Source organism: Pararhizobium sp. DWP1-1-3, assembly GCF_049896125.1.
Lineage (GTDB): Bacteria > Pseudomonadota > Alphaproteobacteria > Rhizobiales > Rhizobiaceae > Pararhizobium.
Map to the genome: position 1 here is coordinate 617,732 of NZ_JAFCTR010000003.1, position 13,323 is coordinate 631,054.

General features: G+C 60.0%; 14 protein-coding genes and 1 pseudogene. 12 read left to right on the top strand and 3 right to left on the bottom strand.

From position 1 onward, the window contains the following. Window positions 1-222: 222 nt before the first annotated feature. On the top strand, window positions 223-612 hold the full coding sequence (locus tag ACP7BS_RS10815) for a hypothetical protein (RefSeq protein WP_426238037.1): 390 nt from the start codon (window positions 223-225) through the stop codon (window positions 610-612). 180 nt (window positions 613-792) lie between these two features. Here ACP7BS_RS10815 and ACP7BS_RS10820 read toward each other — a convergent pair. From ACP7BS_RS10820 to ACP7BS_RS10830, 3 genes and pseudogenes are all read right to left on the bottom strand, one after another. Continuing rightward, window positions 793-927, bottom strand: a pseudogene (locus tag ACP7BS_RS10820) (NAD(P)(+) transhydrogenase (Re/Si-specific) subunit beta); the annotation flags it as partial. Between the two features lie 8 nt (window positions 928-935). Beyond that, the gene (locus ACP7BS_RS10825; protein WP_426238039.1) at window positions 936-1,757 is read right to left on the bottom strand and encodes an NAD-dependent epimerase/dehydratase family protein; all 822 of its coding nucleotides are present in this window, start codon (window positions 1,755-1,757) and stop codon (window positions 936-938) included. A 24-nt stretch (window positions 1,758-1,781) separates the two neighbouring features. Next, window positions 1,782-2,672 carry a helix-turn-helix domain-containing protein gene (locus ACP7BS_RS10830; protein ID WP_426238041.1) on the bottom strand — a complete coding sequence of 297 codons (891 nt, stop codon included), beginning with the start codon at window positions 2,670-2,672 and terminating at the stop codon, window positions 1,782-1,784. 141 nt (window positions 2,673-2,813) lie between these two features. Here ACP7BS_RS10830 and ACP7BS_RS10835 point away from each other — a divergent pair, with 141 nt between their 5' ends. From ACP7BS_RS10835 to ACP7BS_RS10885, 11 genes are all read left to right on the top strand, one after another. Continuing rightward, window positions 2,814-4,106, top strand: coding sequence for an ABC transporter substrate-binding protein (locus ACP7BS_RS10835; RefSeq protein ID WP_426238042.1), 1,293 nt, complete (start codon window positions 2,814-2,816; stop codon window positions 4,104-4,106). Between the two features lie 134 nt (window positions 4,107-4,240). Next, entirely contained in the window at window positions 4,241-5,125 is an 885-nt protein-coding gene (locus ACP7BS_RS10840) for a carbohydrate ABC transporter permease (RefSeq protein ID WP_426230745.1), read from the top strand. After that, window positions 5,125-6,024: a carbohydrate ABC transporter permease gene (locus ACP7BS_RS10845; RefSeq protein WP_426230746.1), complete on the top strand. Its 900-nt coding sequence runs from the start codon at window positions 5,125-5,127 to the stop codon at window positions 6,022-6,024. Before ACP7BS_RS10840 ends, ACP7BS_RS10845 begins: the two co-directional genes overlap by 1 nt. Window positions 6,025-6,030: 6 nt before the next feature. Beyond that, on the top strand, window positions 6,031-7,113 hold the full coding sequence (locus ACP7BS_RS10850; protein WP_426238044.1) for an ABC transporter ATP-binding protein: 1,083 nt from the start codon (window positions 6,031-6,033) through the stop codon (window positions 7,111-7,113). Window positions 7,114-7,136: 23 nt separating this feature from the next. Then, window positions 7,137-8,153: a Gfo/Idh/MocA family protein gene (locus ACP7BS_RS10855; protein ID WP_426230748.1), complete on the top strand. Its 1,017-nt coding sequence runs from the start codon at window positions 7,137-7,139 to the stop codon at window positions 8,151-8,153. Next, complete coding sequence (locus ACP7BS_RS10860; RefSeq protein ID WP_426230749.1) at window positions 8,150-8,908, top strand: ThuA domain-containing protein; 759 nt, start codon at window positions 8,150-8,152, stop codon at window positions 8,906-8,908. Before ACP7BS_RS10855 ends, ACP7BS_RS10860 begins: the two co-directional genes overlap by 4 nt. Next, window positions 8,905-9,957 (top strand): mannonate dehydratase, encoded by a 1,053-nt coding sequence (locus tag ACP7BS_RS10865; protein WP_426230750.1) that lies wholly within the window; start codon window positions 8,905-8,907, stop codon window positions 9,955-9,957. The genes ACP7BS_RS10860 and ACP7BS_RS10865 overlap by 4 nt, the downstream gene beginning before the upstream one ends. Before the next feature lie 22 nt (window positions 9,958-9,979). Next, the gene (locus ACP7BS_RS10870; RefSeq protein WP_426230751.1) at window positions 9,980-11,041 is read left to right on the top strand and encodes a lactonase family protein; all 1,062 of its coding nucleotides are present in this window, start codon (window positions 9,980-9,982) and stop codon (window positions 11,039-11,041) included. A gap of 228 nt (window positions 11,042-11,269) precedes the next feature. Beyond that, the gene (locus tag ACP7BS_RS10875; protein ID WP_426238046.1) at window positions 11,270-11,497 is read left to right on the top strand and encodes a hypothetical protein; all 228 of its coding nucleotides are present in this window, start codon (window positions 11,270-11,272) and stop codon (window positions 11,495-11,497) included. 652 nt (window positions 11,498-12,149) lie between these two features. After that, on the top strand, window positions 12,150-12,428 hold the full coding sequence (locus ACP7BS_RS10880; RefSeq protein ID WP_426238048.1) for a hypothetical protein: 279 nt from the start codon (window positions 12,150-12,152) through the stop codon (window positions 12,426-12,428). 432 nt (window positions 12,429-12,860) lie between these two features. Beyond that, a partial coding sequence (locus ACP7BS_RS10885) for a GAF domain-containing protein (RefSeq protein WP_426238050.1) occupies window positions 12,861-13,323 on the top strand: 463 nt, incomplete at its 3' end.

Consider the following 13,323-nt stretch of genomic DNA (forward strand, 5'->3'; position numbering starts at 1 on the left):
CCGTCTGCAGAACTGATGATTCACTCGGTTCACGCTGTTGAAATTCGGCAAAGACCAACTTCCACGGCCACGCTTCCGATCATGGGTGCGGACGAGGTAAAGAACAGGAGTGCGTTTGTTGGAGCGTTCGCGGACTACCAACCTACGGTGAGTTTGAAGCCCTTGCGCAAGCTGACATCGTGTCTTGCGTAACCATGGCGACGGAACCCATCGTAGGGAGCCTTGCTCAAGTCCGGCGGCCATGTCGATCTGATCGGCGCTTACATGCCCAAGATGCGCGAAGCGGACGACGATGTCGCCAGGCGCGCGGGCCGTATTTTCGTTGATACTCGAAATGGCTGCGAAGGATCAGGCGACGTTGCAGAACCGCTTTCCCGCGGGCAGATAACCCGCGTACAGATCGTCGCCGGCCTGTTCGATCTTTGGCAAGGGAAACACTCTAGTCGCGCCAGTGACGGAGAAATCACGATGTTCAAGAACGTCGGTGGAGGTCATCTTGATCTCTTCACCGCGCGCCATTTGTTACCGGTCGGGCGCCATTATTCGGTAACAATCTCGCACAAAAGAACGGTTCCCGGCGGTCAAATTGGTGGCAAATGTAGACCGGCTTGATAGGATCTGAACCGAAGGCTCCTTACTTCAACTTTCCAAGACTCTGATAAGTCTGATTTTAAGGCAGAACGAGGCTTTATGGAACTTGCCTACCGGTCCGGGCTTAACTACCGTCTTAAAACGCCTTTTCGCATCGCCATAGAATATGCGCGCCTCGTCCTTGTATCGCAGCGGATATTAGATGCCAGAATGGCCGGTGCCCCTGGCCGCGCTGTAGACGATAACCTTCATCGCTTTCCAAACGTCGAGCACCGGCATGCAGGATATCGACGAGTTCGGATCGTCCTGCGCCGCTGGATGAACGATGTCGTTGGCCGAAGCTTTCAGTATTCAATAGGAGCCCAACCCAAAATTCGCCGGGACTTCGCATTGGAGAAAAACGCAGCCCTTTCTTCAGGACCGTTCCTCCATGCCACGTCCGGATAATAGGCAGCGGCCGCTTCGGCAGTCGGGGAATCCAGGGTCGTATCGTCGGCAACGATGTAGAAGACTTCGTGCCCCGTGAACGATGTGGTCAGGGCCAGCAGGCAGGCACGCGCCGCGTCGGGGGCAAGAACATAGCCCCAAAGTTCGATCCGGCCCTTTTCGCTGGTCAGCGTCTGGGCGGCCATAGCCTCTGCCCGGTCCGCAACCACCCAGTGAAAGCGCAGACTGGCAATCTGGAGATCGGGGAAGCGGCGCGTCAGGCTTTCGGCCTGCTGCTCGCAGATCCATTTCGACAGGCTATAACCCTCGTCGAAATACGGCGGATGCAGTTCGTCAACCGGGAAATAATCGAAACGGCGCTCCTTTGCATAGGCAAGCCCGATCGCGTTGACGCTCGAACCCTGGCAGATCCGCGAAATCCCCGCATCCACGGCGGCGCGCATAGCATTGTAGCTGCCGACGACATTGTTGGCATGAACCTGGTGATCGAGAAGCCCCCTTGGACTCGGAATCGCCGCCATGTGGATCAGGGCGTCGCAGCCTGAAAAGGCGCTTACCAGCCCTTCATAGTCAGACATCTCGACGTTGTGACCGGCGACACCCTCGGGCAGCTCAGGCAAACGGCGGTCAATGGCGACCACTTGGTGAAATTCGGCCAAAGCCATCGGCAGGATCGCCTGCCCCAGCTTCCCCCCTGCCCCGGTCAGTGCAATTTTCATTGTCTCGTTCCTTTGCTCGAACGCTCATGTCGCGGATGCCGTCGCCCGTTGTGGATGCACGAGATCGACCCGCGCCCGTCGCCGGTAGCGCATCGGGCTGGTGCCGTAAGTCTCTCGAAACAGACGGTAGAAATGGCTGAGGTCCTCGACGCCGCAGTCCAGCGCAACCTCCATGATCGGCGTGTCCGATCCGGCCAGCTGACGCGCGGCAAAGTTCATCCGCAGCGCGTTGACGTAAGCCGAGGGGGTCTGGCCAAACAGCTTGCGAAACGTCCGCGAGACATGCTCGTGGCTGCGCCCCGTCAGCTCCACCAGGGCGGAAACGCCGACCCGCAGCGCTGCCGGATCGGCAAAGGCCTCGAAGGCGCGCACCAGCCAGTCGGGCGCCTCGGTCCGCGCGTCCGACGCGCCAGCGAGGAAATCGGCCATTAGGGTCAACAGGAAGCTCTCGATACGAGCGAGCGAGCGCGTGCCGCGGTCGAGCCCCTGTTCCAGGACGGAGAGATCACGCATCTGCGCCGAATCCAGCACGAAGGTGGCGGGCCGCCGGTCAGTGGTCCAGAAGAAGCGCCCCTCGAGGTCGCTGGCATAGCGGGCGCGCAGATGCGCTGCGGTATCCGCACTGAAGGCGACGTTGATCATCTGGCAGGGCGGTCCATCGGCGTTCTGGAACGCGTGCCAGTCCGGTGGTCTGATGAACATCAGCGTACCGGTTTCCACGCGCTCGGTCACCCCATTGATGTAGTGAGTACACCAGCCTGAAACGATCCAGAAGCACTCGAAAAACTCGTGGTCGTGAAACGTCTTGGGTGGCGCCGCTTCAATGAATGGACGGGTGACGTGGAACGAATCGTTCGGCCCGATCTGAGCGCTGAGGCTAACCGTAAAACAATCGGTCGTATCAAATATTCCCATAAAATTATCAATCGCGACCAAGAAACATAGGCATATCTGACTTACGGTATCAATGGTTGTCAAGTCTAGCCAAGCGATCACCAGGGAGAGGTGGCTGCCCGGCATATGAGGACGCGGGACGATTAATAGGGAGGAGAGAGAATGTTTAAGCAAGGACTTTGGGCGTGCTGCGTTCTGACAGCGGTACTGGTCGGCCAGCAGGCCTGGGCCGACACCGTAAGGATCGCCGAACACAGGCAGGCCAGAATTGACGCGCTTCATGCAGTGATCCCGAAGATCAAGGAAGCTACGGGCGTCGACGTCGAAATCGTCGAATATCCCGGACCGGACCGGGAATATGTCTCCAAGCTCCTGACCGAGCTTGCCGCCGGCACCGGACCGGATATCTTTTCCCTGCCCGAAATCAGCCAGGTCGTCGATTTCTCGACCGCCGGCTACCTGCAGGACGTCACGGCCGAGGTACAGGGCTCCGAAGGTTATGGCCATTTCTATGACATAGCCAAGCAGCTCGCCACATCGGATGACGGCAAGATGTACGTCATGCCGACCATGTTGTCGGTGCAGCAACTTTATTTCCGGCGTGATGTGCTGGAGAAGGCAGGTATTTCCACCGAGCAGCCCAAGACCTGGGACGAGCTCATGCAGCGCGCGATCGACGCCAAGGCCAAGACCGGACAATATTCGCTGATGCTGCCGATGGGCGTGACCTGGGGCGGCGGACCATTCATCGAAGGTTTCCGCCACCTACTGGCCGGAAGCTCCAACCCGCAGATCGCCACCGATGACGGCAAGCTGAACCTGACCAGCAAAGGCATCGGCGAAGTCTTCGGCTTCTACGAGCAGATGGTGAAGAACAAGCTGCTGCCCGTCGATCCGTTGCTCGGACCAGAGCCGTGGGTAATCCCGAAGTACCAGATGTTCCCGGCCGGCGAACTTTTGATCACCAGTTGCGGTTCGTGGTGCCTGATCTTTGACTGGGGTCCGAAGAGCAAGAACCCGATTCCTGACGTCACCAAGGTCGTCGGTACCTGGGCGGTTCCCGGCAAGGACGGCGGTGAGCACGTGATGGTCAGCCTTAGCCACCCGTGGGCCGTCGGCGCTTCGGCAGCCAATCCCGATGCAGCCAAGAAGGTGCTGCAAGCAATGGGCTCGCTTGATCTGATGGTCAGCTACGCCGCCAATGAAGGCAACCTGCCGGCCCGAAAGGATGCGGTGGATAATGCCGAGTTCCAGAAGCTCGCTGCACTGGTGCCGATCATGAGCTATCTCGACAAGGGCGCCTACCTGAAGACGGCTCCCGGCTTCTCGACTGTCGTCGAGGGCGTGGCCCGCGCCACGGAAGCCCTGTTGCTCGGCAATACCGACGCAGCCGGCGCGCAAAAAATCCTCGTTGACTACGCCAAGTCCACTCTCGGCGAAGACCAAGTCAAGTAAGCGCGACACTACTGCCGCCGGAGCGCACGATGCGCTCCGGCCCGCTTTTCCGATCGCTGAAGTACGCTTTTCCGAGCGCCTTCCGACAGAGACCCGGGTGATTATTGCCCGAAAATTCAAAGGAAGCGACAGAAATGTCAGCCAGCTTCACACGTCGCGAGGCATGGCGGAACAGGTTCCTGATCCTGCCCTCCGTGCTCTTGCTGGCAGCCTTCGTGGTCTATCCCGCCGGCTTTGCTGTATATACCAGCCTCACCAACGAGGCGCTGAGCGGGCCTGCCGCAATGAATCCACGGTTCGTCGGTTTCGCCAATTACGCCAAGCTGCTGACCGACCAGAATTTCTGGCGTTCGCTGGCGATCACCTTCTGGTTTGTGCTGTTCTCGGCAATCATCGGCCAGCTCATCCTCGGCCTTATGTCGGCCATGCTTCTGAACCGCCGCTTTGCGCTGCGCCCGCTCGTCAACGCGATCATCCTGATGCCGAACGCGGTGCCGGAGGTAGTGGCGGCACTGATGTGGGCCTCGATGCTGGCGGCCGGCGAATACGGCACACTCAACAATATCGTCGCCTGGTTCGGTGTCGATCCGCAGCGCTGGCTGACCAGCTTTCCGCTGACCATGATCATTATCGTCAATATCTGGCGCGGCATTGGCTTTGCGATGATCCTGATGACGTCCGGTCTTTCCTCGATCTCCGACGAACTCTACGAGGCAGCCCGGATGGACGGCGCGAACACCAGCCAGATCTTCCGCCGCATCACCCTGCCGCTGCTGATACCGACCATCTTCCTTTACCTGCTCGTCTCCACCGTATCAACGATCGCGATCTTCGGCCTCGTCTTTGCGCTCACCCGCGGCGGACCGGCCGGATCGACCGAGCTGATCGGCATCTACATCTATAACCAGTCGTTCAACTCCTATCAGCTTGGCTACGGTTCGGCGGTCGCGGTGGTGGTGCTGGTGTTCTCGCTCATCGTCGGAATGCTTTATGTCCGCGCACTCAAGGTGGATGTCTGATGGCCCGGAGCATGGAAACCAGGAAAGCCACAGCCGGCCGCTTTGGCCTGCTCATCGTCATCAGCCTCTATTGCATCATGCCGTTCGTCTGGCTCATCGCCGCCGCTTTCGATCCCGGCGCCGGGCTGTTCCTGAAAGTCCCCGACCAGGTCGATTTCAGCAATTTCTTCCGCGTCTTCTATGAAGAGGACGGCTTTCTGTGGCTTATGAACTCGCTGATCGTCTGTGGTGGCGCGACCCTTCTGGTGCTGGTCCTGTCCGGGTTCGGCGGTTATGCCCTGTCCCGAACCCAGGCGTGGTGGAAACGTCCGTTTCTCTACTCGATCATCCTCGTCCGGGTCATCCCGCCGACCGCGCTGATCGTTCCGCTCTACAAGGTCATGCTGACCTGCAATCTGTTCATCGCCAGCATCGTCCGCTCCGTCGTACCGCCGGATCATTTCCGGCAGGTCATGCGGTTCGTCGGCTTCATTGACGGTTATCTCGGCCTGATCCTGCTGCTCGCCACCATGCACCTGCCCCTTGCGCTGTGGATCATGAAGACGTTCTTCGATTCTGTGCCGCGCGAATATGAAGAGGCCGCCATCATGGACGGCGCCACCTTCGGCCAGCGATTGCGCCGCGTGCTTCTGCCGCTCGCCATGCCGGGGCTCGCAGCCTCGGGGCTCTTCGCCTTCATCGCGGCCTGGGGGGATTTCCTCTTCCCGCTGACATTCATCTCGTCGCCCGAGCTCAAGATGCTGCCGCTGGGCATCTACAGCGCCTTCCTGCGTGACAGCCAGATTGACTATGGCCTCTTGGCCGCCATCGCCGTCGTCTACACCGCCCCCGCTATCATCGCCTTTGCACTGGCGAGGCGGTTTCTGGTGCAGACCTTCGGCGGCGGATTGAAGGGATAAACAGACATGTCCTCCATTACCCTGACCAATATCCGCAAACGCTTCGGTGCGCTCGAAGTCATCAAGGGCGTCGATATATCCATCGCCGATGGCGAGTTCGCCGTCTTCGTCGGCCCGTCGGGCTGCGGCAAATCCACGCTGCTCCGCATGATCGCCGGGCTGGAATCGATCAGCGATGGCGAGTTCCGGCTGGATGGCGAACTGATGAACAATGTCTCGCCGGACAAGCGCGGCCTCGCCATGGTGTTCCAGTCCTACGCACTCTATCCGCACATGACCGTGGCCGAGAACATCGGCTTTTCACTCGACCTCAAGGGTACGGACCAGGCCGAGATCAAGCGGCGCGTTAGCGAAGTGTCCGACAAGCTGCAGCTTGAAAAGCTACTGGACCGAAAGCCGCTGGCCCTGTCCGGCGGTCAGAGGCAGCGCGTCGCCATCGGCCGCGCCATCATCAAGGAACCGAAGGTCATCCTGTTCGACGAGCCGCTGTCAAACCTCGACGCCGCCTTGCGCGTCCAGATGCGCGCCGAACTGCAGGAACTGCACCGCACCACCAAATCGACCATCGTCTACGTGACGCACGACCAAGTGGAGGCGATGACGCTGGCCGACCGGATCGTCGTGCTCAGCGAAGGCCAGGTCCAGCAGGCCGATCACCCGATCGCGCTCTACAAGGAGCCCGACAATCTCTTCGTCGGCCAGTTCATCGGCTCGCCGAAGATGAATGTGTTCCAGGCGCGCGTCGAGGCCGTCGACGGCACCTCGGCCCGGATCGTCACCGACGACGGCTGGAGCATTGTTCTGGATCGCGCACGGGACGTGACGGTGGGCACAAAGATCCAGCTCGGTATCCGGCCCGAGGATCTGTCGCTCGCCTATCCATCCGCGGCTGATATCACCGTGCGCGCCGTGCTGTCGGAACGGCTAGGCATGGAGACTTATGTCTCTTTCCAGACTACAGGCGAACCCGCCATCGCCCGCATCGCCGGCGACCACCGCATCGGCACCGGCGAAGAAGTGCCACTCAAGATCAACCGTAACGCCTGCCATCTTTTCGACGCTGCCGGGCAGGCAATCCGGCGCGCCTAGACATGACTGACAATGGAGACACCATGACACTGAAGATCGGCGTCATCGGCTGCGGCCTGAAAGCCGCCAGCTATGCGCGCGCATGGGTGAAAAGCCCGCTTAACCCTCAATTCCTCGCCTTAACCGATACCAGCCCGACGTCGCTCGAGCGATATGCCGAGATCGTCCGCAACGCTGGCGGCACGCCGCGCATCTACCCGACGGCCGAGGCCTTGCTTGAAGCCGAAGCCAAGGGTCTCGACGCCGTCTACATATCGACGCCCCACGCATTCCATGCCGGCTATGCCAAGGCAGCGCTGGAACACGGGCTGAACCTGTTGCTGGAAAAGCCGATGTCGCTCAATGCCGCCGAGGCACGCGAGATCATCGAAGCCCGCGACCGGGTGGGAAAACACGTCGTCATTGCCTATCAGGCCTCGCTCTCGCCACTCCTTGAGCGGATGCACAAACGCGCTGCGGCCGGCGAATTCGGCGAGCTTCTCGCCGTGCACGGAGAAGTCTGGGAAGACTGGCAGGACCGCTACGACACCAGCTGGAAGCAGGTGCCGGCCCTGTCGGGCGGCGGCTTCATTTTCGACACCGGGTCGCATCTGATGAACGCGGTCATGCAGGTCTCGGGCCTTGGATACGAGCGGGTCTCGGCATCGCTGCAGAACCGTGGCCGGGAATACGAACTGACCGGCGGCGTCTTCGCCCTTCTTCAGGGCGGAGTGCCCGTCAACCTGACCTTCTGCGGCGACACCATTCCCGGCTGCGAATCCTCACTGACCCTATTTTACGAGAACGCCATCCTGCGCGTCGATATCTGGGGCAAATGGGCCGAACACTGGCATGGGCCGACCGTGACGCGCGAAACCGCCGGCGAAGACCTGAACGCCGTGCTGCAGGTCTTTGCGGACACCTGCGCCGGCCGCTGCGCCAATCCGTCTACGGCCGAGCGCAGCCTGCATCTGGCCGAGCTGTGGGACCTGATCAAACAATCCTCGCAGGAAGGAGGCATGCCTCTCACCCTGCAAACCAAGCTTTGGGAGCTAGCATGACACATCCGATCCGCATCACCATCTGGAACGAATACTGGCACGAGACCAACCAGCCGAACATTCGTGCCGTCTATCCCGATGGCATCCACACAGCCATCGCCGACGGGATCGCCTCGGATGATTTCGAGATCCGCTCGGCGACATTCTACGACCCGGATTTCGGCCTGACAGACGAGGTTCTCGCCAGCACCGACGTGCTGTTCTGGTGGGGTCATGTCGTCCACAAGGAAATCCCCGACGAACTGGTGACCCGCATCCAGAAGCGCATCCTAGACGGCATGGGGCTGGTCGTCCTGCATTCTGGCCACCATTCCAAGCTGTTCGGGCGGATGATGGGCACGTCGTGCAATCTCAGCTGGCGCGAGCACGAAGGCGGTGAGCGCGAACGGGTCTGGATCGTCGATCCCGCTCATCCGATCGCCAAGGGCCTGCCGGAATCCATCGTCGTGCCGCAGTCGGAAATGTACGGCGAGCCCTTCGATATCCCGCAGCCCGACCATTTGGTCTTCGTCAGCTGGGTAGAAGGCGGCGAGGTCTTTCGCTCGGGTTGCTGCTACCGTCGCGGCCGCGGTCGGATCTTCTATTTCAGCCCGGGGCACGAAAGCTTCCCGATCTATTTCCAGCCGGAAATCCGCCAGGTCCTGGCCAATGCCGCCCGCTGGTGTGCCACCCCGCATGAGGACGGCACACGCATGGTCAACCGCCACCGCCCCGAACCGCTGGAGCCGATCGGCAAGCTGGAGTCAGCACAATGAGCATCCGGCTGGCCATCGGACAATTCAAGGAACTCACCGAAGAAAAGCTTCGCTTTGCTGCCCAGACCGGCGTCACCGGCGTGCAGATGAACAATCCCCATCTTCCGGGCGAGGTTCGCTGGGAGATGGAGGACATCCGGCCGCTGGTCGAGAAGGCCAAGGCCTATGGTCTCGTCTTCGAGGCGATCGAGAACGTGCCGGCGCAGTTCTACAACAAGGCCATGCTCGGACAGCCGGGTCGCGACGAGCAGATCGAAAACTACCAGTACACGATCCGCTCCGTCGCCCGCGCCGGCATCCCGATTCTGGGCTATCACTTCACGCCGAACGGCGTCTGGACCACCGACCGCAAGACCAAAACGCGGGGCGGCGCGATGGCACGGACCTTCGACATGACGCTGGTCGAGGCCGGCCGGGATGATGCGGACACGCTGCGCAGCTTCCTGCCCACGGGTCTCGGTAGGACGCAGGCACTGCCGCTCCATACCGGCGACACGGACGTGATCACCGCTAAGCAGATGTGGGAAAACTATGCCTATTTCATCAAGGCGGTCTTGCCGGTGGCGGAAGCGGAAGGCATTCGCCTGGCCTTGCACCCGGACGATCCGCCGGTCGAAAGCCTGGGCGGCGTGGCGCGCATCTTCAACCGGACGGACAATTTCAAGAAGGCGCATGCGATCGCAGGCAGCAGTGCAGCCTGGGCACTCGACCTTTGCCTCGGCTGCTGCTCGGAAATGCCGGGCGGCACCCGCAATGTCGCCGACATGATCGAGCATTTCGGACCGCTGGGGGTGATCGCCTATGTCCATTTCCGCGATGTGCAGGGAACGGTCCCGACCTTTACCGAATGTTTCATCGGCGACGGCAATTTCAATCCAGCCGAGGCAATGGCACTTCTCGCCCGCAATGGGTTCGATGGTTTCATCATCGATGACCACGTGCCTGCCATGGACGACGACACAGACTGGAACCATCGCGGACGCGCGCATGCGATCGGCTACATGCAGGGGCTGATCCGCATGGGCCAATATGCGGGCGCCTTCGCCTGAGATGACATCCCCGGCACTAGACTTGGAGTTCTACGTCGGAACCTACACCACGTCTTCCGGGGGCGGCATCCACCACGTCCGGCTTCCTGGCGCGTCGCCTGAGCGCGCCGAAACCCGTCTGGTCGCGGAAGTCCGGAGCCCGTCCTGGATCACGGGACTGCCCGCATCCCGGATGCTGCTGGCGGCCGAGGAAGTCGCGACATCCGACTGGCCGCGACTGCTAACATTCAGGATAGGCGAGGCTCATCTCGCGCCGCTCAATGCCTCCGACCTGCCCGGCAGCCATCCATGCCATATCGGTGTTCACCCGACACTCCCGATCGTGGCAACAGCGCATTACAGCGACGGATCGGCAGCACTCTGGCAGGTCACACCCGACACCGGAAAAGCATCGCTGCTCCAGCGCCTGCAATTGACGGGGCACGGACCGAACGCCCGGCGGCAGAACGGACCCCACGCCCATTTCGCCGCCTTCATCGAGGATGGCACCGCCCTCGCCCTTACAGACCTCGGCGGCGATGCCATCCACTTTTTCGACCTGGATATGACGGGCAACCCAAACCTCATCCCGCGCCAGCGCCTCGCCCTGCCGCCCGGCAGCGGTGCTCGCCATCTGGTTGAAGGCAGCGGCAGGCTCTATACCTGCTGCGAACTCAACGAAACGATCTACACAACCGAACGGGAGAATGGCCTTTACCGCATCGGCGAGCGGCTCGCGCCCTTCGGCGCGGACGAGGCCCGCGACGGCGCGCTCTCCGCCATCAAACTCTCCCCGGATGGACGATTCCTCTATGTGGCCGGTCGCAACCAGTCTGGGGTGGCCTGGATGGCTGTGACAGAGGACGGCAGTCTCCTGCTTCGAGGCCAGTTCGATTGCGGCGGTGTTCACCCACGTGACATTTCAATTGATCCGTCCGGGCAATGGCTGATCGTGGCGAACCAGAAATCCGACGGCCTCTGCCTGTTCCAGCTGGATCCAGTTAGCGGCACCCCGGAACGCATCCCTGGCACAATCGCCATCGCTGCCCCTACCTGCATAATGTTCACGACGGAAGCCCACATCAGCAGCCAAAGCACCGGATGATGAAGAATTTCGCGCTGTCCGCCGAAGGCATTGATGTATCGCTGGACTCGAGTTGGGCCATGTCTCGTCCTTCACCGTCAATCGACGCGGACGATCGTTTGCCCCGTTCCACAAGGCGCTTTGGCGACGTCCGGAACTCTTTAGTTCCCAACGTGGCGCAAACGCGATCGACCCTCGGAACTTGCTTCATCTCACTGCGTTGATAGCCGTCGCATTTGGAGAAGTCCCGTGAACACAAAAGGCTTGCACTACTACCTGACCCGTATTGAGAACGATCACGTCGCCATGAGATCACGCCGGCAGACACTAGACGATGTGAAAGCGCTACTCGATGACAACGATGTTGCCATCGACCGTGGCCTCGGGGTGCTTCATGCCAACGGCAGCCTAAAGCTGATTGAAACAACGGATCACGGGTTTGTTGAGACGATCGTACAAGCCAGATGGTTAAATTAGGAAATCGAGGTGTAATATGTCAGATAACCCTAAAAAATCGCCTGCCGTGGAGTCGCTTCAGAAGGAACGGGCAGCACAACTCGGCCGAGATGCAACGACCGACCTCGACAGTGCCTTGGAAAACTCGTTTCCGGCTTCTGATCCGATCTCAATGAGTTCGACATCGATACCGTCAGGCAGAACCGACGCTGACAGCGCCGATAGAGTGAGAGTCGAACCCGACCCAACAGTCCCCGCGGCGGAAGTGCTTTCCGAGAATCGGTCATTATTCGGCGACGTTGGCGATTGGATAGCAGAAAAGCCGATAGCGGCCGCCGCCATGGTCGCAGCACTTTCATATTTGTTTGGCTCCACCCGTTAACCCCATACTTCAAGCTGCCCAGAGGAGCTAACAATGCCTCCAATGCAATCGATCCCCCGCCCCGATGGCGACGCGACCGTTGAGAACGCGGTTGAAGCCATGCGCCCGTCATTCGATGAACCCGCTCCGATGCTGCTCCTGACTTTCCTTCATGGAAGCCAGGACATCGCCGAAGACGGCAAGTCGGATGTGCACTATCGAAGGATGCTTACTCGAGATGTGTCCGCGTACCTAGTGTGAAGAACGCATGCCCTTCGACGCCGGTCCACGGACGCAGACTTTGAATTTTCCTTGAGCGAGGTGATGCTGGGTATTCCGACCACAAAGCCTTCATGTTCCTGTCAAACGCGAAATGCTGCGCGAAATACTCCTCGAAGGGAGGACGTAGGCGCGTTAAAAGATGAGGAACCTCTGGAGACCTCCAAGGAAGACATCTCTTGGTTTGAATGCGGCACTACGAAACAAGGCACCTCCGCGAGCTCCTTCAATGCATTTGACACGCTTTTTTCCATGATTGGGGAAGCGCTGCCCGTTAAGATCGCCATCCATCTTTTCAATCCAAAACGCTAACAAACCCTATGGCTGTCCCATTGCCGCTCGGCCCGCTCAACCGACTGTCCAAGTTGGCCGACTTGCCGAACGGCGTAGAGGGAGACCGAGAGGCTGATGCCGCACGGGTCGTGTGCCCCGGAACTAAAGGTTTTTTACTGGGCACGCCGAGACCCGGTTCTCTGGTCACCTCGGACGAGCCATGCATGTCATGATCCGTTCTCGATCGTCTTCAATGGGTGAAGAGCTGATTTCTAAACAGTCGCCCAATCTCGAACGGACAAGACTCATCTCCTAGCCAGATGGACTGTTGAGAAGCGACTCGTACCGCTGTCGATCGCAACAACGACCGCCGCTAGCTAGATCGGCAGGTTTGCTCTATGACTTCACGCGTTGCCGAACAAAATCAGTGCGGTTGCTGTAGCAATGATTCCTCCAAATGCGAGCTGACAGGTGTCTGAACCCCAAGGAATACAGGAAAAGCCTCCTGTTCCCGCCAACGAGGAGATCCCTTCCGAGGAACTGGCTTATCGTTTGCGTCAGCAGCGGCTCGCCGCAGACTTCGGCTACTACGCCCTAAAGTCTGTCGACCTACGGGAACTCCTGCAGGAGGCGACAAGGGCGACTGCCGACGGCTTGAACGTCAAATTTGCAAAGGTGCTTGAACACAGGGTTGACACTAAGGGGTTCCTCGCTGTGGCTGGGGTTGGCTGGCGCGAAGGACTGATCGGCGTCGCTACCGTCGGCGACGACTTGGAAAGCCCTGCCGGCTACGCTTATCACACCGGACAGTCGGTTATTTCAAACCATCTCGAAAACGAACGGCGTTTCCGGACGCCTCAAATGCTGATCGAGCATGGTATAAAGCGGGCAATGAACGTCATAATTCGCACCGAAGATACCCGCTTCGGCATCC